Origin of the sequence: Streptomyces sp. NPDC047880, from assembly GCF_040706515.1 — a bacterium.
Lineage (GTDB): Bacteria > Actinomycetota > Actinomycetes > Streptomycetales > Streptomycetaceae > Streptomyces.
Genome location: NZ_JBEZOK010000036.1, coordinates 36970 through 63273 on the forward strand (window position 1 = coordinate 36970; position 26304 = coordinate 63273).

22 protein-coding genes are annotated in these 26304 nt (G+C 71.1%); 11 read left to right on the forward strand and 11 right to left on the reverse strand.

Annotated features, from left to right (window positions below):
• Window positions 1–27 precede the first annotated feature (27 nt).
• Complete coding sequence (locus tag AB0937_RS35755; RefSeq protein ID WP_366717920.1) at window positions 28–2553, forward strand: ATP-dependent Clp protease ATP-binding subunit; 2526 nt, start codon at window positions 28–30, stop codon at window positions 2551–2553.
• A gap of 67 nt (window positions 2554–2620) precedes the next feature.
• On the opposite strand, the gene AB0937_RS35760 is transcribed toward AB0937_RS35755, so the two are convergent.
• Window positions 2621–3259 (reverse strand): HAD family acid phosphatase, encoded by a 639-nt coding sequence (locus AB0937_RS35760; protein WP_366717922.1) that lies wholly within the window; start codon window positions 3257–3259, stop codon window positions 2621–2623.
• 441 nt (window positions 3260–3700) lie between these two features.
• Here AB0937_RS35760 and AB0937_RS35765 point away from each other — a divergent pair, with 441 nt between their 5' ends.
• The gene (locus AB0937_RS35765) at window positions 3701–4408 is read left to right on the forward strand and encodes a M23 family metallopeptidase (RefSeq protein ID WP_366717923.1); all 708 of its coding nucleotides are present in this window, start codon (window positions 3701–3703) and stop codon (window positions 4406–4408) included.
• Window positions 4409–4444: 36 nt separating this feature from the next.
• On the opposite strand, the gene AB0937_RS35770 is transcribed toward AB0937_RS35765, so the two are convergent.
• A complete protein-coding gene (locus AB0937_RS35770) occupies window positions 4445–5041 on the reverse strand; it encodes a helix-turn-helix domain-containing protein (protein WP_366717925.1) in 597 nt (198 codons plus the stop codon).
• Window positions 5042–5164: 123 nt separating this feature from the next.
• Between AB0937_RS35770 and AB0937_RS35775 the strand changes: the two genes are divergently transcribed.
• The 3 genes from AB0937_RS35775 (at window position 5165) to AB0937_RS35785 (ending at window position 7800) form a co-directional block, all read left to right on the forward strand.
• Window positions 5165–6748 (forward strand): MDR family MFS transporter, encoded by a 1584-nt coding sequence (locus AB0937_RS35775; RefSeq protein WP_366717927.1) that lies wholly within the window; start codon window positions 5165–5167, stop codon window positions 6746–6748.
• A gap of 103 nt (window positions 6749–6851) precedes the next feature.
• Window positions 6852–7286: a helix-turn-helix transcriptional regulator gene (locus AB0937_RS35780; RefSeq protein ID WP_366717929.1), complete on the forward strand. Its 435-nt coding sequence runs from the start codon at window positions 6852–6854 to the stop codon at window positions 7284–7286.
• Window positions 7287–7353: 67 nt separating this feature from the next.
• Window positions 7354–7800: a VOC family protein gene (locus AB0937_RS35785; protein WP_366717931.1), complete on the forward strand. Its 447-nt coding sequence runs from the start codon at window positions 7354–7356 to the stop codon at window positions 7798–7800.
• Window positions 7801–7996: 196 nt separating this feature from the next.
• Here AB0937_RS35785 and cseC read toward each other — a convergent pair whose 3' ends face one another.
• From cseC to AB0937_RS35810, 5 genes are all read right to left on the reverse strand, one after another.
• Window positions 7997–9352, reverse strand: a complete 1356-nt coding sequence (gene cseC / locus AB0937_RS35790; RefSeq protein WP_366717933.1) for a two-component system sensor histidine kinase CseC — start codon at window positions 9350–9352, stop codon at window positions 7997–7999.
• Window positions 9353–9366: 14 nt separating this feature from the next.
• The gene (gene cseB, locus AB0937_RS35795) at window positions 9367–10068 is read right to left on the reverse strand and encodes a two-component system response regulator CseB (RefSeq protein WP_366717935.1); all 702 of its coding nucleotides are present in this window, start codon (window positions 10066–10068) and stop codon (window positions 9367–9369) included.
• Between the two features lie 162 nt (window positions 10069–10230).
• The gene (locus tag AB0937_RS35800; RefSeq protein ID WP_366717937.1) at window positions 10231–10887 is read right to left on the reverse strand and encodes a hypothetical protein; all 657 of its coding nucleotides are present in this window, start codon (window positions 10885–10887) and stop codon (window positions 10231–10233) included.
• Entirely contained in the window at window positions 10875–11414 is a 540-nt protein-coding gene (locus AB0937_RS35805; protein ID WP_053673910.1) for a SigE family RNA polymerase sigma factor, read from the reverse strand. The genes AB0937_RS35800 and AB0937_RS35805 overlap by 13 nt, the downstream gene beginning before the upstream one ends.
• A gap of 294 nt (window positions 11415–11708) precedes the next feature.
• Window positions 11709–12644 (reverse strand): A/G-specific adenine glycosylase, encoded by a 936-nt coding sequence (locus AB0937_RS35810; RefSeq protein ID WP_366717939.1) that lies wholly within the window; start codon window positions 12642–12644, stop codon window positions 11709–11711.
• Between the two features lie 629 nt (window positions 12645–13273).
• On the opposite strand from AB0937_RS35810, the gene AB0937_RS35815 reads away from it, so the two are divergent.
• On the forward strand, window positions 13274–14119 hold the full coding sequence (locus AB0937_RS35815; RefSeq protein ID WP_366717941.1) for a hypothetical protein: 846 nt from the start codon (window positions 13274–13276) through the stop codon (window positions 14117–14119).
• 112 nt (window positions 14120–14231) lie between these two features.
• Here the strand turns inward: AB0937_RS35815 and disA are convergent, their stop codons facing one another.
• Both disA and radA read right to left on the reverse strand, forming a co-directional pair.
• Complete coding sequence (gene disA / locus AB0937_RS35820; RefSeq protein ID WP_234850028.1) at window positions 14232–15356, reverse strand: DNA integrity scanning diadenylate cyclase DisA; 1125 nt, start codon at window positions 15354–15356, stop codon at window positions 14232–14234.
• An 80-nt stretch (window positions 15357–15436) separates the two neighbouring features.
• Entirely contained in the window at window positions 15437–16846 is a 1410-nt protein-coding gene (gene radA / locus AB0937_RS35825; RefSeq protein ID WP_366717944.1) for a DNA repair protein RadA, read from the reverse strand.
• A 197-nt stretch (window positions 16847–17043) separates the two neighbouring features.
• On the opposite strand from radA, the gene AB0937_RS35830 reads away from it, so the two are divergent.
• Window positions 17044–18774, forward strand: coding sequence for a hypothetical protein (locus AB0937_RS35830; RefSeq protein ID WP_366717945.1), 1731 nt, complete (start codon window positions 17044–17046; stop codon window positions 18772–18774).
• 8 nt (window positions 18775–18782) lie between these two features.
• Here the strand turns inward: AB0937_RS35830 and AB0937_RS35835 are convergent, their stop codons facing one another.
• A complete protein-coding gene (locus AB0937_RS35835; protein ID WP_366717947.1) occupies window positions 18783–19583 on the reverse strand; it encodes a hypothetical protein in 801 nt (266 codons plus the stop codon).
• A gap of 83 nt (window positions 19584–19666) precedes the next feature.
• On the opposite strand from AB0937_RS35835, the gene AB0937_RS35840 reads away from it, so the two are divergent.
• The 4 genes from AB0937_RS35840 (at window position 19667) to ilvD (ending at window position 24136) form a co-directional block, all read left to right on the forward strand.
• Window positions 19667–20599: a Ppx/GppA phosphatase family protein gene (locus tag AB0937_RS35840; RefSeq protein WP_366717949.1), complete on the forward strand. Its 933-nt coding sequence runs from the start codon at window positions 19667–19669 to the stop codon at window positions 20597–20599.
• 96 nt (window positions 20600–20695) lie between these two features.
• A complete protein-coding gene (locus AB0937_RS35845; protein ID WP_234850024.1) occupies window positions 20696–21520 on the forward strand; it encodes a sugar phosphate isomerase/epimerase in 825 nt (274 codons plus the stop codon).
• Complete coding sequence (locus AB0937_RS35850) at window positions 21517–22143, forward strand: TetR family transcriptional regulator (protein WP_366717951.1); 627 nt, start codon at window positions 21517–21519, stop codon at window positions 22141–22143. Before AB0937_RS35845 ends, AB0937_RS35850 begins: the two co-directional genes overlap by 4 nt.
• A 139-nt stretch (window positions 22144–22282) precedes the next feature.
• Entirely contained in the window at window positions 22283–24136 is a 1854-nt protein-coding gene (gene ilvD, locus AB0937_RS35855; protein ID WP_366717953.1) for a dihydroxy-acid dehydratase, read from the forward strand.
• A gap of 52 nt (window positions 24137–24188) precedes the next feature.
• Here the strand turns inward: ilvD and AB0937_RS35860 are convergent, their stop codons facing one another.
• On the reverse strand, window positions 24189–26291 hold the full coding sequence (locus AB0937_RS35860) for a serine/threonine-protein kinase (RefSeq protein WP_366717955.1): 2103 nt from the start codon (window positions 26289–26291) through the stop codon (window positions 24189–24191).
• Between the last annotated feature and the right edge of the window lie 13 nt (window positions 26292–26304).

Here is a 26304-nt window from a genome sequence, read left to right on the forward strand (position 1 = left end):
CCTGACCGCTCTGAGGAGCGATTAACGATGTTCGAGAGGTTCACCGACCGCGCGCGGCGGGTTGTCGTCCTGGCTCAGGAAGAAGCCCGGATGCTCAACCACAACTACATCGGCACTGAGCACATCCTCCTGGGCCTGATCCACGAGGGTGAAGGTGTCGCCGCCAAGGCCCTTGAGAGCCTCGGGATTTCGCTCGAGGCGGTCCGCCAGCAGGTGGAGGAGATCATCGGCCAGGGCCAGCAGGCCCCGTCCGGCCACATCCCCTTCACCCCCCGTGCCAAGAAGGTCCTGGAGCTGTCGCTCCGCGAGGCCCTTCAGCTGGGTCACAACTACATCGGCACGGAGCACATCCTGCTCGGCCTGATCCGCGAGGGCGAGGGCGTCGCCGCCCAGGTCCTCGTGAAGCTGGGCGCAGATCTGAACCGCGTGCGGCAGCAGGTCATCCAGCTGCTCTCCGGTTACCAGGGCAAGGAGACCGCCACCGCCGGCGGTCCTGCCGAGGGCACCCCCTCCACGTCCCTGGTCCTCGACCAGTTCGGCCGGAACCTCACCCAGGCCGCTCGTGAGTCCAAGCTCGACCCGGTCATCGGGCGCGAGAAGGAGATCGAGCGGGTCATGCAGGTGCTGTCCCGCCGTACGAAGAACAACCCGGTGCTGATCGGTGAGCCCGGCGTCGGCAAGACCGCCGTCGTCGAGGGCCTCGCCCAGGCCATCGTCAAGGGCGAGGTGCCCGAGACCCTCAAGGACAAGCACCTCTACACCCTGGACCTCGGCGCCCTGGTCGCCGGCTCCCGCTACCGCGGTGACTTCGAGGAGCGCCTGAAGAAGGTCCTCAAGGAGATCCGCACCCGCGGCGACATCATCCTGTTCATCGACGAGCTCCACACGCTGGTCGGTGCGGGTGCCGCCGAGGGCGCCATCGACGCCGCTTCGATCCTGAAGCCGATGCTGGCCCGCGGTGAGCTGCAGACCATCGGTGCCACCACGCTGGACGAGTACCGCAAGCACCTGGAGAAGGACGCGGCCCTGGAGCGCCGCTTCCAGCCCATCCAGGTCGCGGAGCCGTCCCTGCCGCACACGATCGAGATCCTCAAGGGTCTGCGTGACCGGTACGAGGCGCACCACCGCGTCTCCATCACCGACGAGGCGCTGGTCCAGGCCGCCACCCTGGCCGACCGGTACATCTCGGACCGCTTCCTGCCGGACAAGGCGATCGACCTGATCGACGAGGCCGGTTCCCGGATGCGCATCCGCCGGATGACCGCGCCGCCGGACCTGCGCGAGTTCGACGAGAAGATCGCCGGCGTCCGCCGCGACAAGGAGTCCGCGATCGACTCGCAGGACTTCGAGAAGGCCGCCTCCCTGCGCGACAAGGAGAAGCAGCTCCTCGCTGCCAAGGCCAAGCGGGAGAAGGAGTGGAAGGCCGGCGACATGGACGTCGTCGCCGAGGTCGACGGCGAGCTGATCGCCGAGGTCCTCGCGACCGCCACCGGCATCCCGGTCTTCAAGCTCACCGAGGAGGAGTCCTCCCGCCTGCTGCGCATGGAGGAGGAGCTCCACAAGCGGGTCATCGGCCAGAACGACGCCGTCAAGGCGCTGTCGAAGGCGATCCGCCGTACGCGTGCCGGTCTGAAGGACCCCAAGCGTCCCGGTGGCTCGTTCATCTTCGCCGGCCCGTCCGGTGTCGGTAAGACCGAGCTGAGCAAGGCGCTCGCCGAGTTCCTCTTCGGTGACGAGGACGCGCTGATCTCCCTCGACATGTCGGAGTTCAGCGAGAAGCACACGGTCTCGCGCCTCTTCGGTTCGCCCCCCGGCTACGTGGGCTACGAGGAGGGCGGCCAGCTGACCGAGAAGGTCCGCCGCAAGCCGTTCTCGGTCGTCCTCTTCGACGAGGTCGAGAAGGCCCACCCGGACATCTTCAACTCGCTGCTGCAGATCCTGGAGGACGGTCGCCTGACCGACTCCCAGGGCCGGGTCGTGGACTTCAAGAACACGGTCATCATCATGACGACCAACCTCGGCACCCGGGACATCTCCAAGGGCTTCAACCTGGGCTTCGCGGCCTCGGGTGACACGAAGACCAACTACGAGCGCATGAAGAACAAGGTCCAGGACGAGCTCAAGCAGCACTTCCGGCCCGAGTTCCTCAACCGCGTCGACGACGTGGTCGTCTTCCCGCAGCTCAGCCAGGCCGACATCCTCAAGATCGTCGACCTGATGATCGGCAAGGTGGACGAGCGCCTGAAGGACCGGGACATGGGCATCGAGCTCTCCCAGTCCGCCAAGGAGCTGCTCTCGAAGAAGGGCTACGACCCCGTGCTGGGTGCGCGCCCGCTGCGCCGCACCATCCAGCGCGAGATCGAGGACTCGCTGTCGGAGAAGATCCTCTTCGGCGAGCTGCGTCCCGGTCACATCGTGGTCGTCGACACCGAGGGCGAGGGCGAGGCCAAGACCTTCACCTTCCGCGGCGAGGAGAAGTCGGCCCTGCCGGACGTCCCGCCGATCGAGCAGGCGGCCGGTGGCACGGGTCCGAACCTGAGCAAGGACGCGTAAGCGTCACGGCCTGACGAGAAGGGGGCCGGTGCCGAAAGGCACCGGCCCCCTTCCGCATGTCCGCGCCCTACGAGAGCTGCCCGTCGTAGTCCGGCAGCTTGAAGGTCTTCTCTGCGTGGCCGCCCGACAGGTCGGTGGCGCTGTTGCCGATGTTCGCGATGATCGTGTAGCCCTTGCGTTCGATGTCGACGCGCTGGGCGGTCTTGTAGTCGGCGACGTTCTTGAAGAGGTCGATGAAGTTGCGGACGTAGAGGCCGGAGACCAGGTAGCCGGTCTGCTTCAGGTTGTACTGGGTGAACGCGGCGATGATGTCCGGCCGCGCCGTCACGAAGAACAGCGCCACGCCGCGCTCCTGCGCGTATCTGGCGGCTTCCAGGACGGGCTTGTTGGCCGGCTGGGGGTAGCTGAAACCGAAGTCCGTCTCCAGCGTCGTGTTGTCGATGTCGAAGACGATGGCCTGCTTCTCGCCCGGCTTCGTGGCTGCTATCCGCTGCTTCAGATAGGGCAGCGCCTGGTCCATCACGGCCTGGCAGTCCTTCTGCCAGGTGCCGTAGTCGACGTCCGCGGAGGTGGCGGTGGCGGTGGCGGTGGCCGTGGAGGCCCGGGCGGCGGTCGCGGCGTCTGCCGGTGCGGCCATCGCCACGAGGGCTGCCGCCGAGACGGCGGTCACTGATGCGCGGCGCAACCAGGGGCGTCGGGTCTGCATGTCGTGGGGGGTCCTCTCACGTCCGTGACGCTGCCAACATGTCGTGTGCATGCTTGTGCGCGAGGGTGGCGCGAAGGGAACCGTAGGGTTACCGGACGGTAGGCGCCTAGAGGCGTGCGCCACATTTTCGGAATGGCCGAAGTGGGCCCCCGGTGACATGCCGCACAGGCGATATGTCCGTTACTAGCTGGAATAGTGGATAACGGGCTGGGAGGAAAGGGATTTTTCTGCCCGTGCGGAGGTGGAAGTGCTGGCCAGTGTCCTGATTCATCCCGAATGACTGCTGTGTCAAGAGACGTAGAACACTGAACCAATTTACTAACTAGCGTCGTAGATCACGCTTTTGGGAGTTTGTCGGACTCCGGGTTACCAAGGGATGGCCATGCGGCGAGCGGTTGTGCGCCGGGTGGTTTTCTCCGTCCCCTTCCCCGCGAGGTTTCGATGTCCCAGCGCGTCACGTCCCGTTCTTCCCGTACGTCCCAGCTCCGCACCCGTGCGACCGTGCTGGCCGCCGGCCTTGGTGTCTCGGTCGCACTGGGAGCCGGGGTCGCGTCCGCCGCCGACACCACGGCCGCGTCCGGGGCCGCCGGTGCCGTCCAGGCGCAGGCCGCCGCCCAGGCCAAGGTCGCCAAGGCCGAGGCCGTGAAGGCCGAGAAGGCCGCCAAGGCCGCCGCCGCCAAGAAGGCGGCCGTGAAGGCCGAGAAGAAGGCCGCCGCCAAGAAGGCCGCGCCCTCCTGGGTGGACCCGGTGAAGAAGTACACGCTCTCCGCGAGCTTCGCCCAGAACGGCGGCATGTGGGCGCACAAGCACAGTGGTCAGGACTTCGCCGTGCCGAGCGGCACCCAGGTCTTCGCCACCCACGGCGGCACCGTGGTCAAGGCCGGTGGCAACGGCGCCGGCGACGGCCCGGCGTACGGCAACGCCATCGTCATCAAGCACGGCAATGGCACGTACTCCCAGTACGCCCACCTGTCGAAGGTCAAGGTGCACGTCGGCCAGATAGTCAAGACCGGCCAGGAGATCGCCAGGTCCGGCAACACGGGCAACTCCAGCGGCCCGCACCTGCACTTCGAGATCCGTACGACCCCGAACTACGGTTCCGCGGTCGACCCGGTGAAGTTCCTGCGCGCCAAGGGCGTGAAGGTCTGACCCGCTTGACCGTGCGGGCCCGTCAGGGCCGCGGCACTAGGAGCCCCCGGCTCCCCGGTGGGCCTGGGTCACCAGATCCGTGGCGACCTCGAGGACGGCTTTGTTCTTCTCCTCGGGGTCGTCTCCCATGTCCTGGAGCAGGAACATCCCGGCGTGCAGCGTGAAGATCGCGCTGGCGCAGCGGACCTGGTCGACCAGATCGGCGTCGGGGTCGACGATGATGTCGCGCAGGCTGTGGATGCGCTCCTTGAAGGACTCGCCGATCCGCAGGTCCCTGACCGTCGCCTGGTTCTCGTGCATGAAGCGGAACAGCGGGGTCGCCTCGGCCAGCGTGTCGGCGTAGCGGCGGATGATCTCCTGCTTGGTCGCGAGGGTGTGCGGCTGCTGCCGGCCCCACTCGACCAGGTCCTCGATCGGCTGCGTGAGGTCCTCGAAGATGCTGACGAGGATCTCTTCCTTCGTCTTGAAGTGGTAGTAGAGCGCCGCCTTGGTGACCTCCAGGCGCTCCGCGATCTCGCGCAGTGAGGTCTTCTCGTAGCCCTGCTCGGCGAAGAGTTCGAGGGCCACGTCCTGGATGCGCCGGCGGGTGTTCCCGCGGCGCCGCTGCCTGGTGCCGTCCATGGTGCCGCCCATCCTCCTACGCCGCCCGCTTTCCATAAAACTTACTTGACGCCCGGCTAGTTCCGCGGCTAGCTTCCGAGTGTAGTCACTAGCCGGTCGGCAAGTAAGTAGCGGTAGCTGGGGGAGTGGGAAGCGATGACGGACACAACGGACACACCGGCGGCCGACGCCGGGGGGAAACAGCCCAAGAGCGTACGGGTCGTGCTGCTCGCCCTGATGATCGCCATGATGCTCGCGATGCTCGACAACATGATCATCGGCACCGCGATGCCGACGATCGTCGGTGAGCTGGGCGGGCTCGAGCACCTTTCCTGGGTCGTCACCGCCTACACCCTCGCGACCGCGGCCTCCACCCCGCTGTGGGGCAAGCTCGGCGACATGTACGGCCGCAAGGGCACGTTCCTTTCCTCCATCGTGATCTTCCTGATCGGCTCCGCCCTCAGCGGCATGGCCCAGAACATGGGCGAGCTGATCGGCTTCCGCGCGGTGCAGGGTCTCGGCGCCGGCGGTCTGATGGTCGGTGTCATGGCGATCATCGGTGACCTGATCCCGCCCCGGGAGCGCGGCAAGTACCAGGGGATGATGGCCGGTGTCATGGCGCTGGCCATGATCGGCGGTCCGCTGGTCGGCGGCACGATCACCGACAACTGGGGCTGGCGCTGGGCCTTCTACATCAACCTGCCGCTCGGCGTGGTCGCACTGGTCGCCGTCACCGCCGTGCTGCACCTGCCGAAGAAGCGCTCCAAGGCACGGATCGACTACCTGGGCGCCGCGCTGCTGACCGTGGGCATCACCGCGATCGTGCTCGTCACGACGTGGGGCGGCACGGAGTACGCCTGGAGCTCCGCGCGGATCATGGAACTGATCGGCATCGGGGTCGCGGCACTCGTCGGGTTCGTGTTCTGGCAGACCAGGGCCGCGGAACCGGTGGTGCCGCTGCACATCTTCCGCAGCCTCAACTTCACGCTGATGTCCGTCATCGGTTTCATCACCGGCTTCGTGATGTTCGGCGCCACGCTCTTCCTGCCGCTGTACCAGCAGTCCGTGCAGGGCGCGTCCGCGACGAACTCCGGGCTGCTGCTCCTTCCGATGCTCGGGGCGATGCTCGTGACCTCGATGGTCGCCGGGCGGGTGACCACGAACACCGGCAAGTACAAGGTCTTCCCGGTCCTCGGCAGCGCCCTGATGATCGTCGGGCTGTACCTGCTGTCCACGATGGACACCGGGACGTCCCGTCTGACGTCCGGGGTCTTCATGGCCGTGGTCGGGCTCGGCATGGGCTGCCTGATGCAGATCACCATGCTGGTCGCGCAGAACAGCGTGGAGATGAAGGACATGGGCGTCGCGTCCTCGTCCACCACGCTCTTCCGCACCCTCGGTTCCTCCTTCGGCGTCGCGATCATGGGCGCGCTGTTCAACAACCGCGTCCAGGACGTCATGGCGGAGCGGGGCGGGGCGCTGGGCTCCAAGGTGACCGAGCAGTCGGCGCAGCTCGACGCGAAGAGCCTGGAGAAGCTGCCCGTGCTGGTCCGTGAGGCGTACCAGCACGCGGTGTCCGCCGGCACGCACTCGGCGTTCCTGCTCGGGGCCGTGGTGGCGGTGGTCGCGCTGGCGGCGGCCGTCTTCGTCAAGGAGGTGCCGCTGAAGGGAGCGGGACCGAAGGAGGACGGCACGCCGGACGCCACGGCGGCGCAAGCGCCCGTGGTCGAGGCCGTCTGACCGCACCGCGCGAAGGCCTCCGGGAGTGTCCGCCTGGGGGCCTCCGTGATGCCCGGCCACGAGCCGGGAACCGATGTCGGACCCCCGTGTCACCATCGGTCGCATGGACAGGACGCGCCAGGTCCGGCTGGCCAAGGACGCGATGGACCGGGACTGGGCCGACCCCGGGCTCGACCTGGACACCGTCGCCGCGCACGCCGGGTACTCGCGCTACCACTTCATCCGCGCCTTCAAGGAGGTGTACGGCGAGACCCCCGGCCAGTACCTCACGCACCGCCGCATAGAACGCGCCGAGGACCTGCTGCGCACGGCGAACCTCTCGGTGACGGAGATCTGCCACCTGGTCGGCTTCAGCAGCGTCGGCACGTTCTCGGCCCGCTTCAAGGCCTGGACCGGGCTGACACCCAGCGAGTACCGCACGAAGCACGTGGGCCGGGGCGCCGCCCTCATACCCGGCTGCTACGCCATGCTCTGGGCCGGCGGCTTCCGACCCGCCCCCGGTGCCGGCGAACAGCGCAATTCCGGAGAAGCGCACTGACACCCCCGCTGCCTACCGTGGCAGAGCACAGGCACCACCGGCCGCAGCGTCAGAGCAGGAGCACGCCATGATCAAGGGTCTCGCCATCTCGACCGTCTGGGTCCTCGACCAGGACCGCGCCAAGGAGTTCTACACCGAGAAGCTGGGCCTCGAGGTCCGTACGGACATGACCATGGGCGAGGGCGGCATGCGCTGGCTCACGGTCGGCTCGCCGAACCAGCCCGACGTCGAGCTGACGCTGATGGTGCCCGGCGGGCCCGCGATGGACCCCGAGTCCGCCGAGATGCTCAAGAAGCTCGTCACGAAGGGCGCGCTCGGCGCGGGCGTGCTGACCACGGACGACATCCACGGCGACTACAAGAAGCTCAAGGACAACGGCGTGGAGTTCCTCCAGGAGCCGCAGGAGCGTCCGTACGGCACGGAGGCGCTGTTCCGCGACGACTCCGGCAACTGGTTCTCGTTCACCCAGCCCCGCGAGGGCGGCCTCGACATGGACCAGGACTGGTCCTGCTGAACCGGGACCGCGGCCCTGGGCCGTGTCCGACCCGGTGCCGCGGCAGGCACCGTCCGCCCTGTCGCGACGCCCGGCACGCCATCTCGCCGCACCGGCCGAAAGCCCGAGTACGCCCCGTACGAGGGCTTCCGGCCGGCACGCCGAGAGCACGCACCGGACGCCGCCCCGTCACGGGCGAACGGCGCCCGCCGCGGCACTAGGTCCCCGAGCCCGGCAGCATCGGGTAGCTCCCCGTGTTGGTCGGCGCGTGCTCCGGCAGCCACAGCACGGCGACCGCGCCCTCGGCCGGCAGATGCTCCGGTGTCCCGGGCGTGCGGACGTTGCGGAAGGTCAGCCGGGCGCCCAGCACCCGGGCCTGCCCGGCCGCGATGGTCAGGCCGAGCCCGTGCCCCTGCCCTGCCCGGTCCTTGCTGCCGGTGCGGAAGCGGCTCGGCCCGGCGGCGAGCAGGTCCTCGGGGAAGCCCGGGCCGTGGTCGCGCACGCGGATGACCCGGCCCTCGACGCTGACCTCGATGGGCGGCTTGCCATGCCGGGCGGCGTTGGCCAGGAGGTTGAACAGCACGCGCTCCAGGCGGCGCGGGTCGGTGGTGACCTCCGACTCGTGCACGACGCGCACCTCGACGGCCCGGTCCTTGGCCGCCACCCGCCGGGCGACGAACTCGCCCAGCATGATGTCCTGCAGCTCCGCCCGCTCCGATGCCCCGTCCAGCCGGGCCACCTCCAGCACGTCCTCGACCAGCGTGCGCATGGCCTTGGCCCGGTCCAGCACCAGCTCGGTGGGGCGCCCGGGCGGCAGCAGTTCGGCGGCGGTCAGCAGGCCGGTGACGGGGGTGCGCAGCTCGTGCGCGATGTCGGCGGTGACCCGCCGCTCGGCCTCGATGCGCTGGCGCAGCGTGTCCGCCATGGCGTCCACGGCGCTCGCCAGGTCATCGGTCTCGTCCCGTACGACCCCGCCCATGGCGTCCCGCACCCGCACGTCGGTCTCGCCGCCCGCGAGCTGGTTCGCCGCGATGGCCGCCTTGCGCAGCCGTCGCGAGAGGTGCCCGCCGATGAGCACCCCGAGCGCGCTGCCGCCGAGGACGACCGCGATGGACCCGATGAGCAGGGCCTGGTCGAGGTCCTGGAGGATGTCCGAGCTGCGGTCGGTGAAGCCCGAGTGCAGCGACATCACCTGCCCGTTCTTCAGCGGCACGGCGGCCCATATGTCGGGCACGTCACCCGGCCGGTCCGCCACGTACGTCGCCCGCTGGCCCGCCTCGACCCGCTCCCGCAGCGCATGCGGCAGATCCGGGTCGTTGATCTTGGTGTTGGGGAAGTTCATCCGCCCCGACAGCTCGAAGTTGCGCTGGGCGATCATGATCCGCTCGTCGGCGAGGTCACGCGCGTTGTCCAGCATCGAGACCCGGGCGGCGTTGTGCACCACGAGACTCAGCGCGATCGCCACCAGCGCGCCCACCAGGGCGATGGCAGCGCTCAGCTTCCATCTGAGGCCCGTGCGGATGCCCGCCCGTTCCAGGCCCGCGGCGACCAGGCGCCGGAAGTGCCCCCTCATATCCCTGCCCCTGCTCAGGCCTTCAACTTGTAGCCGAAGCCGCGGACCGTCTCGATCCGGTCCTGGCCGATCTTCTGCCGCAGCCGCTGCACGTGCACGTCGACGACCCGCGTGTCCCCGCCCCAGCCGTAGTCCCACACCCGTTCCAGCAGCTTGTCCCGGGAGAGCACCGTGCCGGGCGCGGAGGAGAACTCCAGCAGCAGCCGCATCTCGGTCGGCGTCAGCGCGACCGGCTGCCCGGCGCGGCGGACCTCCATGCCCTCGGTGTCGACCTCCAGGTCCCCGAAGGCCAGCACTCCGCCGCTCGCCGGGGCGTCCGGCTCCTCGGTCCGGCCACCGCCCGCGTGTCCGAAGCGGCGCAGCACCGCGCGGATCCGGGCGACCAGGACGGCACCGTCGAACGGCTTGGTGACGTAGTCGTCCGCACCCGCCTCCAGGCCCAGTACGACGTCGATGGAGTCGGCCCGTGCCGACAGCATGATCACCGGCACGGTCGACTCGTCGCGGATCCGGCGGCACAGGCTGACACCGTCCAGGCCCGGAACCATGACGTCCAGCAGCGCGATGTCGGGGCGGTCCGCCCGGAACGCCTCCAGACCCGACAGCCCGTCGGGCATGGCGGTGACCACGAAGCCGTCCCGTTCCAGGGCGAGCTGCGTGGCCTCGCGGATGACGTCGTCGTCCTCGACGAACAGGACGTGGGTCTGGTCTGCCATCCCGGTTCTCTGTCCTCTGTGGTCCGTGGGGGGTGTGTTCTGCTGTGGCACGTACATGCGATTGGCGAAGGTGCGTTCTCCTGCTGGGACGCACGGGCGCGGCGATGCGTTCACCGAGGAGCCGGTCCGAGTGTCCCCGAGCGGGTCACGCGGCCCCGCGCCTCAGCTCGCGGGCACCGGCGTCGCGCTGTCGCCGGCGACCTTCCCGTAGTCGTTGTGCGTGCGGTACTTCTCGGCGAAGTGGCCGGAGGTCCATCTGTACGTGATCACGTTCTCTCCGGAAGGGCTCGACACCGGGTCACCCTTGTCGTACACCTGCTTGGTCACCACCAGGTCGCCGCGGTCGATCTCCGCGTAGACCGGCGGCTCCTCCGACGTGAACACGTTCTCGTAGGAGCCGCCGTGCTCGCGGTACACGTAGCTGCCGACGCCCACCGCGTCACCGCAGGTCAGCACGTTGACGACGACGTCGTCCGCGGAGCCTTTCGTGAGATTGCCGTAGGAGACGTCGACCGGGTACTCGTTGCCCACGCACGGCTTGAGCTCGCGCTTCACCTCGGGCGCGATCTTCGGGTCGTCCTTGACGAGCTTGACCGCGTTCACGGTGTCGGGTGACTTCGACGGTGCGGCGGACGGTGTCGCGGCGGCGGCGCCCGCCACCGAGTCGGCGTGCGCCGGGCCCTCGTCACGGGCGCCGGTGCCGCCCGCACCGCACCCGGACACCAAAAGGGCGAGGGCGGTGGGCACGGCCAGTGCCGCGCTCACCGCCTGGATACTGCCCCGGGTCCGTGCAGAACCCTCGCCGGTCAGGCCGCGCACCGCTCCCGCTCCTCACGCTCCAGCGCGCGTGCGTCCAGGTCGCGGGACTCCAGCTCCTCGCGGAGCCGGGCGAGCGCCCGGTGCAGCGTGCTCTTGACCGTTCCGGCCGACATGCCGAGGGCGGCGGCCGTCTCCTCCGTGGACATCTGCTCCCAGTGTCGCAGCACCACGACACTGCGCTGTTTCGGGGCGAGGACCTTCAGGACGTCCATGAGCAGGGCGCGGTCCGCGTGCTGCTCGGTGGCGTCGTCGACCGAGGCGTCCGGGAGCTGCTCGGTCGGGACCTCCTCCAGCTTCCGCGCCCGCCACCACTCCGTGCGGGTGTTGATCATCACTCGGCGCAGGTAGGCGTCCGCCAGGCGCTTGTCCTCGATGGTCTCCCAGCGGCCGTACGTCCGTACCAGCGCCGTCTGCAGCAGGTCCTGCGCGTCCGTCGGGTCCGGGACCAGGCGGCGGGCACTGCGCAGCAGCGCGTCCTGCCGGGTGCGGACGTACTCCTCGAACTCGAGCACCTCGCCCTGCGCCATGGTGAACCGCCTCCCGTTTCCCCGTTCGGGCCGGCTCCCCGCCGCCCGTGTACTGCTTGTGGTCTTCAGTCGTCCCGTGTCGTCCGGGAACGCATCTGAAGGTACGGAGGCGTTGTCACGGCGCTGTCCGAAGCAGCCTGCGGCCAGCGCTCGGCTGTCCGTCGGTTGTGTAACGGAAATCCGAACGGGGTAGAGCGGTGGGAGTGTTGAGGCGGTTTAGAGGTGATTTGTCCACCCCGGGTGCACGCCGTGGACTGTGACGGACGGCGGCCCGCGCTGTGATGTGTCTGTGCGTCAGGTCAGCGGCAGCCGGTACGAACCGTCCTCCAGCGGCTCCACCAGACCGTCGGCGACGAGACCGTCGAGGGCGCGGGCGCGCTGCACCGGCTCGTGCCACACCCGGTCCAGAGCCGCCTGCGGAACGGAACCGTGGGACTCCCGCAGCACAGCGAGCAGCCGTCCGCGCACCTGCCGGTCGGTGCCCGCGTAGGTCTGGCCGCGGCGCGGCGGCCCGTCGTGCTCCGGCTTGCCCGCCAGCCGCCACGCGCACTGCGCGGCGATCGGGCAGCGGTGACACGACTCGCTCTTCGCCGTGCACACCAGCGCGCCCAGCTCCATGGAGGCGGCGGCCCAGCGGGCGGCGGTCGGCTCGTCCTCGGGCAGCAGCGCGCGGGCCAGCTTGCGCTCGGCGGCGGTGGTGGCGTTCGGCGGGTACTGCACGCCGGTGACCGCGCGGGCGAACACCCGGCGCACGTTGGTGTCCAGCACCGGGTGCCGCTGTCCGTAGGCGAAGGAGGCGACGGCCGCGGCCGTGTACTCGCCGATGCCGGGCAGCGCCAGCAACTGGGCGTGGTCGGCCGGTACGTCACCGCCGTGCCGTTCCGTTATGGCGACGGCGGCGCCGTGCAGCCGGAGCGCGCGGCGGGGGTAGCCGAGCCGCCCCCAGGCCCGGACGGCCTCGCCCGGCGCTTCTTTGGCCAGGTCGGCGGGGCGCGGCCACCGCTCCAGCCACTGCTCGTAGACGGGCAGGACACGGCTCACCGGCGTCTGCTGGAGCATGAACTCGCTGACCATCACCCCCCACGCCCCGGCCTCGGGACGCCGCCACGGCAGGTCACGGGCGTTCTCGCCGAACCAGTCGATGACGGGGGAGTGCAGATCCTCTCCGAGCGGCCGGCCGGAGGAGGCGGAGTCGGCGGTGGGGTGCTGGGGCTTCGTGGGAGCAGTCATGGCTCTTTGATGGTGCCACGGTGAGGCGCCGAATCGGGCACACCGCCACCCCGCCGGGGCGGTCGCCCGGCGATCGCAGGCATCTGTTCGAGTGGCTGATCACGCGAGGGGGCCGCTTCGGCCACCTCGTCCGCCCTCAACCACCCCTCCGCCTGGGTGTGCCGAGGGAGCCGAGCCGCTAACTGCCGGACGGCGCACGGGCGTTGCGCACCGGCTGCGCGCCGTGCGGCCCGGCTCAGGGGCGCACGGGCGTCTCGTGCGACGGGAAGGGCGCCGTGTCCGGGTCGGCGCGCACCCGACGTGGCCGGAGGTGCAAGGGCCGACGCAGCAAGGGTCTGGGGCTGTGGTGGCGGGCACCGCACAGTCCGCGGCGAACAGCGCGGCGACCACCGGCAGTCCGGCTTGCGTCCCTGTCCGGGTCTGCGCTGTACCCACCTCGGGGTGCCCGGCGCGTGATCACGGACGGTGGGCGGCGGACCAAAAATCGTCACACCCCGCGATCACCGTGTGCCGCACCTGACGAAAGACCGGGGTGGGGACTGATTTCCGGGATGATGATCCGGAAAAGTTGTAGGTCGTAGCGGCGGGTGGGACCGGTGAACGTGCCGATCTCTCGTAAGGTTTGGGCCGTGGGATCACTGCGCAATCCGGTCGGGCCGCTTCCCTCCTCCATCTACTGGCGTCGGAGGGTCGTACTGGTGTCTGTGGTCGCCGTGTTGGCGCTGCTGACCGCCTGGATCGTGATGATGGGCGGCGGGGGCGACAAGGACGGCGACAACGGCGCCAACGGCAAGAATCCCGCGCCCTCCATCACGCCCGGCCCGTCGAGTTCGGGTCCGGCCATCAGCCAGGCACCCGGCGGACGAGACGAGTCGGGCGGCGGCGGTTCCGGCGGTTCGGGCGGCTCGTCGTCCGGCTCCGGTGACGACCCGGGCGCCGGCTCCGGGGACGGCTCGGGAGACGGTTCCGGCTCCGGCGGCTCCGAGGGGGCGGGCGGTGACGGCGGCCCGGGGAGCGGCGCCACCGCGGGCGGCGTCGGCGAGGGCGACACCCTGCCCGCCGGTTCCACCCTCCCCAACTGCACGGCCAGTGCGGTCAAGTTCAGCCTGCGCAGCCGGCACAACACCTACGACCCCGAGCAGACGCCCACGTTCCTGCTGACCGCACGGAACGTCTCCGGCAGCGACTGCAAGATCGATCTCGGGCCGAAGAACGCGGTGTTCACCATCGCCCCGGCGAGCAGCGACGACGACTACTGGTCCTCCGAGGACTGCCCCAAGGCCGCCGCGCACCAGCTGTACCGGGTCGCCGCCGGCAGCGGCATCACCTACACCGTGAAGTGGGACCGCAAGCCGAGCGCTCCCAAGTGCGCCACGCCTCCCGCCGGCTCGGCCGGGTCGGGCACGTACCTGGTGGAAGCCAAGGCTCCGGGCTTCGCGAAGGTACAGACGTCGTTCGTGCTCTCGGCCGACTAGGGCCGCGGCGGGCGGCCGCCCCTGGCCGGGGCCCGTCGGCGAGAACGCACGAGGGCGGTACCCCTTCCCGGGTACCGCCCTCGGCCGTCTCGGCACGGTGTTCTGCGCGTCGCTACACGTACCGCTCCAGGATCGACGACTCCGCCAGCCGCGACAGCCCCTCGCGGACACTGCGGGCCCGGGCCTCGCCCACGCCGTCCACCGTCTGCAGGTCGTCGACGCTCGCGGCGAGCAGTTTCTGCAGCCCGCCGAAGTGCTCGACCAGGCGGTCGATGATCGCGCCGGGGAGCCGGGGCACCTTGGCGAGGAGGCGGTACCCGCGCGGGGACACCGCCGAGTCCAGCGTCTCGGGCGCGCCGGTGTAGCCCAGCGCCCGCGCCACCGTGGACAGTTCGAGCAGCTCGGCATGGGTGAGGGCGTCGAGTTCGGCGAGGGCCTGGTCGACCGTGCGGGAGCGCTTGGCCGTGGGCTCGGGGACGTAGTCCCGGACGACCAGCTCGCGCTCGGGCTCCACGCCCGCGATCAGCTCGTCGAGCTGGAGGGCCAGCAGCCGGCCGTCCGTGCCCAGCTCCACCACGTACTCGGCGATCTCCGTGGCGATGCGGCGGACCATCTCCAGGCGCTGGGCGACCGCCGAGACGTCCCGGACGGTCACCAGGTCCTCGATCTCCAGCGCCGACAGCGTGCCCGCGACCTCGTCGAGGCGGAGCTTGTAGCGCTCCAGGGTCGCGAGCGCCTGGTTGGCGCGGGACAGGATCGCCGCCGAGTCCTCCAGGACACGGCGCTGGCCGTCGACGTACAGGGCGATCAGCCGCATCGACTGGGAGACGGAGACCACCGGGAAGCCGACCTGCTTGCTGACGCGGTCGGCGGTGCGGTGCCGGGTGCCCGTCTCCTCCGTGGGGATGGTCGGGTCGGGCACCAGCTGCACGCCGGCGCGCAGGATCTTCGACAGGTCCGAGGACAGCACGATGCCGCCGTCCAGCTTGCACAGCTCGCGCAGACGGGTCGCGGTGAACTCGACGTCCAGCACGAAACCGCCGCTGCACAGCGCCTCGACGGTCTTGTCGGAGCCGAGCACGATGAGCCCGCCGGTGTTGCCGCGGAGCACGCGCTCCAGGCCGTCACGCAAGGCGGTGCCGGGTGCCACGGCGCTCAGGGAGGCGCGCATCAGGCCATCGGTACCGGCACTCCCGCCGGACTTTCCGGGAGACGATGCCCGGTCGTTGGCTGCCACTGCACTCCTCCGGTCGCAGGTTCTGGGCGCCCCCGTGTCGCGCGCTCGGTTCGCACGGACGGGCGAGACCAGGGCAAAGTCTACCGGCGACCCTCCTCGTCCTGTGGGGCCTCTCGGCGACGGGAGCGGGGGAGGACCCGCAGGGCGTCCCCTATGTCCGCGACTTCCAGGACCTTCATGCCCGACGGGACCTTGCCCGGATCGCCCGGCACCAGGGCATGTGTGAAGCCCAGACGGTGGGCCTCCGCCAGTCTGCGCTGCACGCCCGTGACCCGTCTCACCTCGCCCGCGAGACCCACTTCGCCGATCGCGACGAGGTTCTTCGGGAGAGGTGTGTCACTCGCGGCGCTCGCCAGTGCGAGGGCCACGGCCAGGTCGGCGGCCGGCTCCGAGAGCTTCACCCCGCCGACCGTCGCGGAGTAGATGTCCCTTTTGCCCAAGGCGCTGATCCGGCCCCGCTGTTCCAGCACGGCCAGCATCATCGAGACGCGGGAGGTCTCCAGACCCGAGGTGGTGCGGCGCGGGGAGGGGATCTGCGAGTCGACCGTGAGCGCCTGGACCTCGGCGACCAGCGGGCGGCGGCCCTCCAGGGTGACGGTCAGGCAGGTGCCCGGGACGGGTTCGGCCCGGCGGGTCAGGAAGAGCCCGCTCGGGTCGGCCAGGCCCGTGATGCCCTCGTCGTGCAGCTCGAAGCAGCCGACCTCGTCGGTGGTGCCGTAGCGGTTCTTGACGCCGCGCACCAGACGCAGGCGCGCGTGCCGGTCGCCCTCGAAGTGCAGGACGACGTCCACCAGGTGTTCCAGCAGGCGCGGGCCCGCGATCGCGCCGTCCTTGGTGACGTGACCCACCAGCAGCGTGGACATGCCGCGTTCCTTGGAGGCCCGGATGAGGGCGCCCGCGACCTCCCGCACCTGGGCCATGCCACCGGGCGCTCCGTCGATCTCGGGGGAGGCCACCGTCTGCACCGAGTCCATGATCAGCAGCGACGGCTTCACCGCGTCCAAGTGGCCCAGCACCGCGGCCAGGTCCGTCTCGGCCGCCAGGTACAGATGGTCGTCGATGGCGCCGATGCGGTCGGCCCGCAGCCGGACCTGGCTCGCCGACTCCTCACCCGTGACGTACAGCGTGCGGTGCTCGTCGCTCGCCGACTTGGCCGCCACGTCCAGCAGCAGCGTCGACTTGCCGACGCCCGGCTCGCCCGCGACCAGCACCACCGCGCCGGGCACCAGCCCGCCGCCGAGTACGCGGTCCAGCTCGGGCACGCCGGTGGGGCGGGCGGTGGCCTGCCGTCCGTCCACCTGGCCGATGGGCAGGGCGGAGGTGGTGACCCGGCCCGGTGTCGTGGTGCGCACCGCGGGCGCGCCGTACTCCTCGACCGTCCCCCAGGCCTGGCACTCGGGGCAGCGGCCGAGCCACTTCGCCGTCTGCCAGCCGCACTCCGTGCAGCGGTAGGACGGGCGGTCCTTGGTGGTCTTCGTACGGGCAGCCATGGACGGAACCGTAGCCGCAGGCACTGACATCGCGGAGACCGGCCGCCGGCGCCCCCCTGCGCGCCAGGGGCTCGCCACCCCTTGCAGGCCGTGGGACAACCGGTGCAGCTCCCCGATTGAGGGATCGTTTCACCCGTACGGATTAAATGTGCTCAAGCCGCCGGAAGGTGCCACCTCCGGCCCCCTACGGTCGCCGAATGACGAGCAGTACTCCGGAGATCTCGACCCGCTCGACCCGCTCGGCCGGCGCACACCGGTCGCACCGGGAAGCGCGTGACCGCGGGGCGGCGCGCACGCTGGCGCAACGGCCCCCCGCGAGCTACGAGCCCTACCTGGACGGCCTGTTCACCTACTGCCTGTCGGTGCTGTGCGACCACGAGGCCGCGACCGCGGCCCTGGGCGACGTCCTCGCACTCGCCGAACGCCGCGGCCGGCAGGCCCCCGAGGCACCCGCCGACCGCAGGGCCTGGCTCTACGCGCTGGCCCGCTGGGCGTGCCTGCGCAAGCTGGCCGAGATCAAGCAGAAACGTCAGAGCAGCCATGCTGCGGGCCGTGCCGACCGGCAGCGCGCCGACCGTCCGGCCGCTCCGGCGGTCTCCGAGGAGGTCCAGGAGCGACGCCGTCGCGAACTGGCCCTGCTGGCCTGGCCGGAGGCCGCCGGCACCACCCCGGAGCAACGCGAGGCGCTCGAACTGGCCGTGCGTCACCACCTCGCCGCCCACGAGGTCGCCGCCGTCCTCGGCATGGCCCCGGCCGCAGCCCGGGACCTGCTCGCCTCCGCCGCGTGCGAGGTGGAACGCACGCGTGCCGCTCTCGCCGTGGTCGAGACGGGGGCATGTCCGAGCGTCGCGCACCTCGTCGGCGACGACCGGCTGGTGCTCGGCACGGCCCTGCGCCGCGAGCTCGTCCGGCACGTCGACGACTGCCCGCGCTGCCGTCGCACCGCCGAGCGCGCCATCCCCGGCCGCTGGCCCGGCACCAGCGTGACGCCCGCCGAACTGCCTGTGCTGGCGGCGCCCCGCGCGGCCCTGCACGTCGCCATGGCCCACCACCCGCGCGCGCGGAGCGCCGCGCCCCGATTCGACCGGCGCGGCTTCCCGATGGACCCCAAGGACCACGCCGCCCGCAGGGACCGCCTGCGCGCACGTGCCGTCACCACGACCGTCGTCGCCACCGTGGTGGCCGCCCCCGTTCTGGCCCTGTGGGCCGCCTACCGGGGCACCCCGGTCGGCGAGGGCCAGGACGGCCGCTCGGCCTCCGCGCGCGAGGCGGACGCCCCGTTCGCCCTGGACGGCGAGGTGGCGGGCGGCGGCTACGAGAACACGGGCAACGCGAGCACCCGCCCCGGCCCCCGCTTCGGCAAGGACGGCAAGGCCGACGTCTCCGTGGAGGTCATCGGCGTCGCCGGAGCGGGCCGCGCGAGCGCCCTGGAGGTCACGGCCGGCCACAGCGGCGACACCACCCTGGTCACCCTCACCGCCACCGGCCCGGCCCCGGTCCGCTGGTCCGCGTCCACCGGGGCCCGCTGGCTCTACCTCAGCCGGTCCTCGGGAACGCTCCGGCCCGGCGAGTCGGTGACGATCAAGGTCTACGTCGATCACCTGCGGGAGCCCGCCGGCCCGTGGAAGGCGCAGGTGGCGGTCGCACCGGTGGGCGCCGTCGTCCACATCGAGGGCTACGGCACCGCGCCCAGCCCCGCGGACCCGGACCCTGACCCGGGCCCGCGCCCCGGCGGCCCGGGCGACCCGGCCCCGACCCACCCCGACCCGACGCCCACGACCTCCGCCCCGGACCCCGACCCGACGCCGACCACCCCGCCCCCGTCGGCCGATCCGGACCCCACGCCCACGGACCCCGGCCCGACCGAGCCGACGGACTCGACGCCGCCGCCCTCGGACAGCGGCGACCCGAGCCCGGTCACGTCGTAGCGGGGCCGTCAGACCACCGGATCCGCGGGGTGGGGTGCCACCAGCGGCAGTTGCGAGGCCAGACGCTCCTCGCACAGCTCGACCAGCCGGTCGTAGCCGGCCTTGCCCATCAGCTCGATCAGCTCCGGCCGGTAGGAGACGTACACCGGGTCACCCGCGCCGTGCGCCGAGGTGGCCGACGTGCACCACCAGTGCAGGTCGTGGCCGCCCGGGCCCCAGCCCCGGCGGTCGTACTCGCCGATCGACACCTGCAGCACACGCGTGTCGTCGGGCCGGTCGATCCACTCGTACGTCCGCCGCACCGGCAGCTGCCAGCACACGTCCGGCTTCGTCTCCAGCGGCTCGCGGCCCTCCTTCAGGGCGAGGATGTGCAGCGAGCAGCCCGCGCCCCCCGGGAAGCCGGGCCGGTTCTGGAAGATGCACGAGCCTTGGTAGGGCCGCGTCTGCCGCTCGCCGTCCTCGTCCTCGGAGACCCAGCCGCCCCGCGTGCCCTCGGCGTGGTGCTGCCAGATGTCCGGCGTGAGCCTGGCCACATGCCCGGCGACGCGCTTCTCGTCGTCCTCGTCGGAGAAGTGGGCACCCAACGTGCAGCACCCGTCGTCCGCGCGGCCCGCCTGGATGCCCTGGCAGCCGCTGCCGAAGATGCAGTTCCAGCGAGAGGTCAGCCATGTCAGATCGCAGCGGAAGACCTGCTCGTCGTCCGCCGGATCAGGAAACTCCACCCACGCGCGAGCGAAGTCGAGGCCCTTCTCGTCGGAGTCCACGACAGCCGGTGATTTGTCGCGCTTCGCCTTTTTCGTCTTTGGCACGAGTCCAGGGTACGGGCCTCGGCAGGGGCCTTGTACCCCCACCGAGGACGGCACACGGCCCCGTGGGCAGTAGCGTTCCGTACATGAGACTCGGTGTCCTCGACGTGGGATCGAACACGGTGCATCTGCTCGTGGTGGACGCGCACCCCGGCGCGTGCCCGTTGCCCGCGCACTCGCACAAGGCGGAACTGCGCCTCGCCCAGCTCCTCGACGACGACGGCGCGATCGGCCCCCACGGCGTCGACCGGCTGGTCTCGGTGATCAAGGAAGCGCTCCAGGCCGCGGAGGACAAGGGCGTCGAAGAGGTCCTGCCGTTCGCGACCTCCGCCGTACGCGAGGCCCGTAACGCCGACGACGTGCTCGAACGCGTGCGCACCGAGACCGGCGTCGAGCTCCAGGTCCTCACCGGCTCGGAGGAGGCCCGGCTGACCTTCCTCGCGGCCCGCCGCTGGTTCGGCTGGTCGGCCGGGAAGCTGCTGGTCCTGGACATCGGCGGCGGCTCCCTTGAGGTCGCCTACGGCATCGACGAGGAGCCCGACGCGGCCGCCTCGCTGCCGTTGGGCGCCGGGCGCCTGACCGCCGGCTGGCTGCCCGGTGACCCGCCCGACCCGGAGGACGTCCGCACTCTGCGCCGTCACGTGCGGACCGAGATCGCCCGTACGGTCGGCGAGTTCAGCCGCCTCGGCACCCCCGACCACGTCGTCGCCACGTCGAAGACCTTCAAGCAGCTGGCCCGCATCGCCGGCGCCGCCCGCTCCGCCGAGGGCCCCTACGTCCAGCGCGAGCTCAAGCGGGAGTCCCTGGAGGGCTGGGTCCCGCGCCTGGCCGCCATGACGGAGCGGGAGCGCTCGGAGCTGCCGGGCGTCTCGGAGGGCCGGGCCGGGCAGCTCCTGGCGGGCGCCCTGGTGGCCGAGGCAGCGCTGGACCTCTTCGGCGTGGAGCGCGTGGAGATATGCCCCTGGGCGCTGCGGGAGGGTGTGATCCTGCGTCGCCTGGATCACATGGAGTCCGTGTGAGGAAGTCCGTGTAGGGGGCCCCGCCGCTATGGCAAACACCACAACGGCCAAGAGGCCCCCCACCCCGCCCCGACCCCACCCCGTAATCTGTCCTGCATGGCAGAGCCAGCCGTGAAGATCCCGGACGCGAAGGTCGCCCTGTCGACGGCCTCGGTCTACCCGGAGTCGACGGCCACGGCCTTCGAGATCGCCGCGCGCCTCGGCTACGACGGAGTCGAGGTCATGGTCTGGACCGACCCGGTCAGCCAGGACATCGAGGCCCTGCGCAGACTCAGCGACTACCACCAGATCCCGGTCCTGGCCGTGCACGCCCCCTGCCTGCTCATCACGCAGCGCGTCTGGTCCACCGACCCGTGGACCAAGCTCCAGCGGGCCCGCGCGGCGGCCGAGAAGCTCGACGCGAGCACGGTCGTCGTCCACCCCCCGTTCCGCTGGCAGCGCCAGTACGCCCGCGACTTCGTCTCCGGCATCTGGCGCATGGCGAACGAGACGGACGTAAGGTTCGCCGTCGAGAACATGTACCCCTGGCGCTACCGCGACCGCGAGATGCTCGCGTACGCCCCCGACTGGGACGTCACCAAGGACGACTACCGGCACTTCACGATCGACCTCAGCCACACCGCGACGGCCCGCTCCGACGCCCTCGACATGGTCGACCGCATGGGGGACCGCCTCGGCCACGTGCACCTCGCCGACGGGCGGGGCTCGGCCAAGGACGAGCACCTGGTGCCGGGCCGCGGCACCCAGCCCTGCGCCGAGGTGCTGGAGCGGCTCGCCCTGACCGGCTTCGACGGGCACGTCGTCATCGAGGTCAACACCCGCCGTGCGATGTCGAGCGCGGAGCGCGAGGCCGACCTGGCGGAGGCCCTGGCGTTCACGCGCCTGCACCTCGCCTCGGCCGTGAAGGTGCCGCGGCGATGACCGGCCGGCCGGCCGGCGGCGCGTCCGGCGCCGCCCGCCGCCGCGGCCGCCCCCCGCGCACGGAGTCGGCCGACACCCGCGACCGCATCCTGACCGCCGCACGCGACGAGTTCTCCGAGCGCGGCTACGAGAAGACGTCCGTGCGCGGCATCGCCAAGTCCGCCGGGGTCGACTCGGCGCTCGTGCACCACTACTTCGGGACGAAGGAGCAGGTCTTCGAGGCGGCGATCACTCAGTCCTTCGGCCCCGCCCTGCAAGCGCCCCGGGCCATCGAGGAGGGCCCGCTCGACGGGGTGGGGGAGCGCCTGGCCCGCTTCTTCTTCGGCATCTGGGAGAACCCGGCGACGCGCGCGCCGCTGCTCGCCATCGTCCGCTCCGCCCTCACCAACGAGACCGCGGCCGCCGTCTTCCGGCGGATCATCGCCACCCAGGTGCTGCGCCGCATCGCCGTGCAGCTGGAGCTGCCGGACGCCGAGCTGCGGGCCGAACTCGCCGCAGCGCAGCTCGTGGGCACCGCGATCCTGCGCTACGTCCTGAGGATCGAGCCGCTGGCCTCGGCGGACCCGGAGCAGGTCATCGCCCGGCTGGCCCCCGTCGTACAGGGACATCTGACCGATCCGTAAGGCCTGCGGGTGCCGTCGTCCGAGACGAGCGTCCCGCATTCCGGACACTGCGTCCCGCCCACTGGATGACCGGCGTACGCTCGGTAGCAGTCAGAAATCTCCGAACTCTCTGACGCCGTCTCTGAAGGAGCGAGCGACGATGCCCGAGCTGAGGTCCCGCACAGTCACCCACGGCCGCAACATGGCGGGCGCCCGCGCCCTGATGCGCGCCTCCGGTGTACCGGGCGGGGACATCGGCCGCAAGCCGATCATCGCGGTCGCCAACAGCTTCACCGAGTTCGTGCCCGGGCACACGCACCTGGCGCCGGTCGGCCGGATCGTCAGCGAGGCGGTCGTCGCCGCCGGCGGCATCCCGCGCGAGTTCAACACCATCGCCGTCGACGACGGCATCGCCATGGGCCACGGCGGCATGCTCTACTCCCTGCCCTCCCGCGACCTGATCGCGGACAGCGTGGAGTACATGGTCGAGGCGCACTGCGCGGACGCCCTGATCTGCATCTCCAACTGCGACAAGATCACCCCGGGCATGCTCAACGCCGCCCTGCGGCTGAACATCCCCACGGTCTTCGTCTCCGGCGGCCCGATGGAGTCCGGCCGCGCCACGCTCGTCGACGGCACGGTCCGCACGCTCGACCTGGTCGACGCGATCTCCGACGCCGTGAACGACAAGATCTCGGACGAGGACATCCTCCGCATCGAGGAGAACGCCTGTCCGACCTGCGGATCCTGTTCCGGCATGTTCACCGCCAACTCGATGAACTGCCTGACCGAGGCCATCGGCCTGTCCCTGCCGGGCAACGGCTCGGTCCTCGCCACGCACACGGCCCGCAAGCAGCTGTACGTCAACGCGGCGAACACCGTCATGGACATCACCCGCCGCTACTACGAGCAGGACGACGAGACGGTCCTGCCCCGCAGCGTGGCGTCCTTCGCGGCCTTCGAGAACGCCATGGCCCTCGACATCGCCATGGGCGGCTCCACCAACACGATCCTGCACCTGCTGGCCGCCGCCCAGGAGGCCGGTGTGCCGTTCGGCCTGGACGAGATCAACGAGGTCTCCCGGCGCGTGCCGTGCCTGGCCAAGGTCGCCCCGAACGTGGCCAAGGACCGCACGTACTACATGGAGGACGTGCACCGCGCCGGCGGCATCCCCGCCCTGCTCGGCGAACTGCACCGCGCGGGCCTGCTGAACGAGGACGTGCACTCGGTGCACAGCCCGTCCCTCGGCGACTGGCTGAAGACCTGGGACGTGCGCGGCGGCTCCCCGTCCGCCGAGGCGGTCGAGCTGTGGCACGCGGCCCCCGGCTGCGTCCGCTCCGCCGAGGCCTTCTCCCAGTCCGAGCGCTGGGAGGCCCTGGACGAGGACGCCGAGGGCGGCTGCATCCGCTCCGCCGAGCACGCCTACTCCAAGGACGGCGGCCTCGCGGTCCTCAAGGGCAACCTGGCCGTCGACGGCTGCGTGGTGAAGACGGCCGGCGTCGACGAGTCCATCTGGACCTTCGAGGGCCCGGCGGTCGTCTGCGAGTCGCAGGAGGAGGCCGTCCAGAAGATCCTCACCCAGCAGGTCAAGGACGGCGACGTGGTCGTCATCCGCTACGAGGGCCCCAAGGGCGGCCCCGGCATGCAGGAGATGCTCTACCCGACCTCGTACCTGAAGGGCCGCGGCCTCGGGAAGACCTGCGCGCTGGTCACGGACGGCCGCTTCTCCGGCGGCACCTCCGGCCTGTCCATCGGCCACGCCTCGCCCGAGGCGGCCGCGGGCGGCACCATCGCCCTGGTCGAGGACGGCGACCGCATCCGCATCGACATCCCGGGCCGCAGCATCGAGCTCCTGGTGGACGACGCCGAACTGGCCCGCCGCGAGCAGGCCCTGAACGGCGTGTACGCCCCGAAGAACCGCGACCGCAAGGTCTCCGCCGCCCTGCGCGCCTACGCGGCGATGGCCACGAGCGCCGACAAGGGCGCGGTCCGGGACGTGTCGAAGCTGGGCTGACCCTTCTCGCGCCGAGGGCCGTCTCCCGCTGCGGGGGCGGCCCTCGTCCGCGTCACCAGGTGGCGGGAGCGCCCGCGGGAACGGAGAAGACGGTGCCGTCGGGCGCGCCGGCGTAGAGGCGGCCTTCGGAGAGTACGGGGGCGGGCACCGAGCCCGCGATCCGGTCCGAACGGGTGCCGAGCCGCGAAGGTGTCTGCCCGACGACCCTGCCCTCGCGTGCGTCCACGCCGAACAGTCGCCCGTCGGGAGCGGAGAAGTAGACGTACCGGCCATCGGCCACCGGTGCGGAACCCCGGGTCACCGCGGTCTCCAGGCTCCACATCTGCTTCCGCGCCTCCATGTCGACGGCTACGAGCGATCCGCCGTCCCCCATGAGGTACACGACGTCGCCGCGCACCATGGCCTGGGGCTGCTCGAGTGCGACGGGCAGCGTCACCCGCCGAGAGGCTCCGTCGTCCGGTGTGTAGCGCACCACGGACTTCGCCGATCCGTAGACCGCGTCGACAGAGACGAAGAGGACCGATCCGGCGACAGCGCCGACGGGCCGCAGCGACCCCTTCAGCCGTACGTCCCATCGCACCTCGCCCGTCTCCGGGACGACCGCGGTGACGCGGGTACTCGACCCGTCGTCCGACGTGCTCGTGCCGAAGGCCAGTGGGCTTCCGGCGAATGAGGCGAAGGAGGGGGCCTGCCGACCCTGGATCCGGTGGTTCCACTTCGTGCGTCCCGAAGCGCCGTCCACACCGGTGACCGTGCCGTCCACGCCGGAGACCAGGAGCATGCCACCCGCATGGGCCAGCCCGCTGTACGACGGCACCGTCTGCTGCCAGCGCGTCCTGCCCGAGCTGGGATCAAAGGCCGCCAGCCGCGCACCCCGATCCAGCGTGGGCTGCACGAGGCCACCGGACAGGACGGGACGGCCGCCCTGCGCCTCGGCGACCGTGCGCCGCCACAACGGGCGCCCGTCGGACGGGTCGAGCGCGAAGACACGGCCTGTCTGCGCGCAGACCAACTTCCCTTCGCCGTACGAGCACTGCGGCGTCCCCTTCCCGGGCGCCGACGGCGTCTCCCAGGGGCTGAGCCTCATCGCCGTGGTGCGCGGCTCGCTGCTGCCCGCCGGTACGGAGTCGCCTCTGCCGAGGAGGTGCACCGAGGCCAACGCGGCGACCGTGGCCAGGCCCAGGAGCCCGGCCCCGACCAGGGGCCACCTGCCCAGGAGCCTCCAGGATCGCCGTTCGTGCTCCGTGCCGCGCGGCTCAGGCCTCGGCTCGGGCGCCGGCCTGTCCTCCGTCCGCTGCGCCGGTATGAACGCCTGCGTGTCGTACGAGGCCGCCACCGACCGGAGTTCCCGCATCAACTCGTCCGGTGTCGGCCGTTCCTCGGGCTCTTTGGCGAGGCACCGCACAACGAGCGGCGCGAGACTCTCCGGCACGCCGGTCAGATCCGGCTCGTCATGGACGACCTGGTAGGCGACGATGTACGGGCTGTCCGAGTCGAACGGCCCCCGTCCCGTGGCCGCGTGCACCATCACCGACCCGAGCGCGAAGACGTCGGCGGCAGGCCCCACCTCCCGGGGTCTTCGGAACTGCTCCGGCGCCATGAAGGGCGGAGTGCCGATCAACTTGCCTGTCTCGGTACGCAGTTCGCTGTCCTTCGGGCGGGAGATACCGAAGTCGATGACCTTGGGCCCGTCCTCGGCGAGGAGTACGTTGCTCGGTTTGAGATCCCGGTGCACCACACCGACCCGATGGATGTCGCGCAGCGCCTCGGCCAGTCCGGCCATGAGCCGACGCAACTCGGCAGGGCTCATGGGCCCGTTCCGCTTCACATGCTCGGACAGTGTCGGGCCGGGGATGAACAGGGTTGCCATCCACGGTCGTTCGGCCTCCGAGTCGGCGTCGACGACGGGCGCGGTGAAGGCCCCGCTGACCTGCCGCGCGGCCGCCACCTCTTGCCTGAACCGTCCCCTGAACTCGGGATTCCTGGCGAATGCGGCATGGACGACCTTCACCGCGAGCCTCTTCCCGGACGTGCTGCGGGCGAGATGCACGACGCCCATCCCCCCGGAGCCCAGAGCCGACTCCAACCGGTAGTGCCCGGCGTATTCAGGGAGTTCCGCTTCCGCGCCCGCCCCGGTGCTGCTTCGTGGCGCCATGGAACCACCCCCG

What these genes read in the sequence shown, in the direction of transcription:
- AB0937_RS35785 (WP_366717931.1), top strand. Translation starts at nt 7,354, where the DNA reads ATGATCAAGGGTCTCGCCATCTCGACCGTCTGGGTCCTCGACCAGGAC.
- AB0937_RS35760 (WP_366717922.1), bottom strand. Translation starts at nt 3,259, where the DNA reads ATGCAGACCCGACGCCCCTGGTTGCGCCGCGCATCAGTGACCGCCGTC.
- AB0937_RS35805 (WP_053673910.1), bottom strand. Translation starts at nt 11,414, where the DNA reads ATGGCGCAGGGCGAGGTGCTCGAGTTCGAGGAGTACGTCCGCACCCGG.
- cseC (WP_366717933.1), bottom strand. Translation starts at nt 9,352, where the DNA reads ATGAGGGGGCACTTCCGGCGCCTGGTCGCCGCGGGCCTGGAACGGGCG.
- AB0937_RS35810 (WP_366717939.1), bottom strand. Translation starts at nt 12,644, where the DNA reads ATGACTGCTCCCACGAAGCCCCAGCACCCCACCGCCGACTCCGCCTCC.
- AB0937_RS35860 (WP_366717955.1), bottom strand. Translation starts at nt 26,291, where the DNA reads ATGGCGCCACGAAGCAGCACCGGGGCGGGCGCGGAAGCGGAACTCCCT.
- AB0937_RS35770 (WP_366717925.1), bottom strand. Translation starts at nt 5,041, where the DNA reads ATGGGCGGCACCATGGACGGCACCAGGCAGCGGCGCCGCGGGAACACC.
- AB0937_RS35775 (WP_366717927.1), top strand. Translation starts at nt 5,165, where the DNA reads ATGACGGACACAACGGACACACCGGCGGCCGACGCCGGGGGGAAACAG.
- AB0937_RS35850 (WP_366717951.1), top strand. Translation starts at nt 21,517, where the DNA reads ATGACCGGCCGGCCGGCCGGCGGCGCGTCCGGCGCCGCCCGCCGCCGC.
- AB0937_RS35845 (WP_234850024.1), top strand. Translation starts at nt 20,696, where the DNA reads ATGGCAGAGCCAGCCGTGAAGATCCCGGACGCGAAGGTCGCCCTGTCG.
- AB0937_RS35780 (WP_366717929.1), top strand. Translation starts at nt 6,852, where the DNA reads ATGGACAGGACGCGCCAGGTCCGGCTGGCCAAGGACGCGATGGACCGG.
- AB0937_RS35840 (WP_366717949.1), top strand. Translation starts at nt 19,667, where the DNA reads ATGAGACTCGGTGTCCTCGACGTGGGATCGAACACGGTGCATCTGCTC.
- radA (WP_366717944.1), bottom strand. Translation starts at nt 16,846, where the DNA reads ATGGCTGCCCGTACGAAGACCACCAAGGACCGCCCGTCCTACCGCTGC.
- AB0937_RS35755 (WP_366717920.1), top strand. Translation starts at nt 28, where the DNA reads ATGTTCGAGAGGTTCACCGACCGCGCGCGGCGGGTTGTCGTCCTGGCT.
- AB0937_RS35765 (WP_366717923.1), top strand. Translation starts at nt 3,701, where the DNA reads ATGTCCCAGCGCGTCACGTCCCGTTCTTCCCGTACGTCCCAGCTCCGC.
- ilvD (WP_366717953.1), top strand. Translation starts at nt 22,283, where the DNA reads ATGCCCGAGCTGAGGTCCCGCACAGTCACCCACGGCCGCAACATGGCG.
- cseB (WP_366717935.1), bottom strand. Translation starts at nt 10,068, where the DNA reads ATGGCAGACCAGACCCACGTCCTGTTCGTCGAGGACGACGACGTCATC.
- AB0937_RS35830 (WP_366717945.1), top strand. Translation starts at nt 17,044, where the DNA reads ATGACGAGCAGTACTCCGGAGATCTCGACCCGCTCGACCCGCTCGGCC.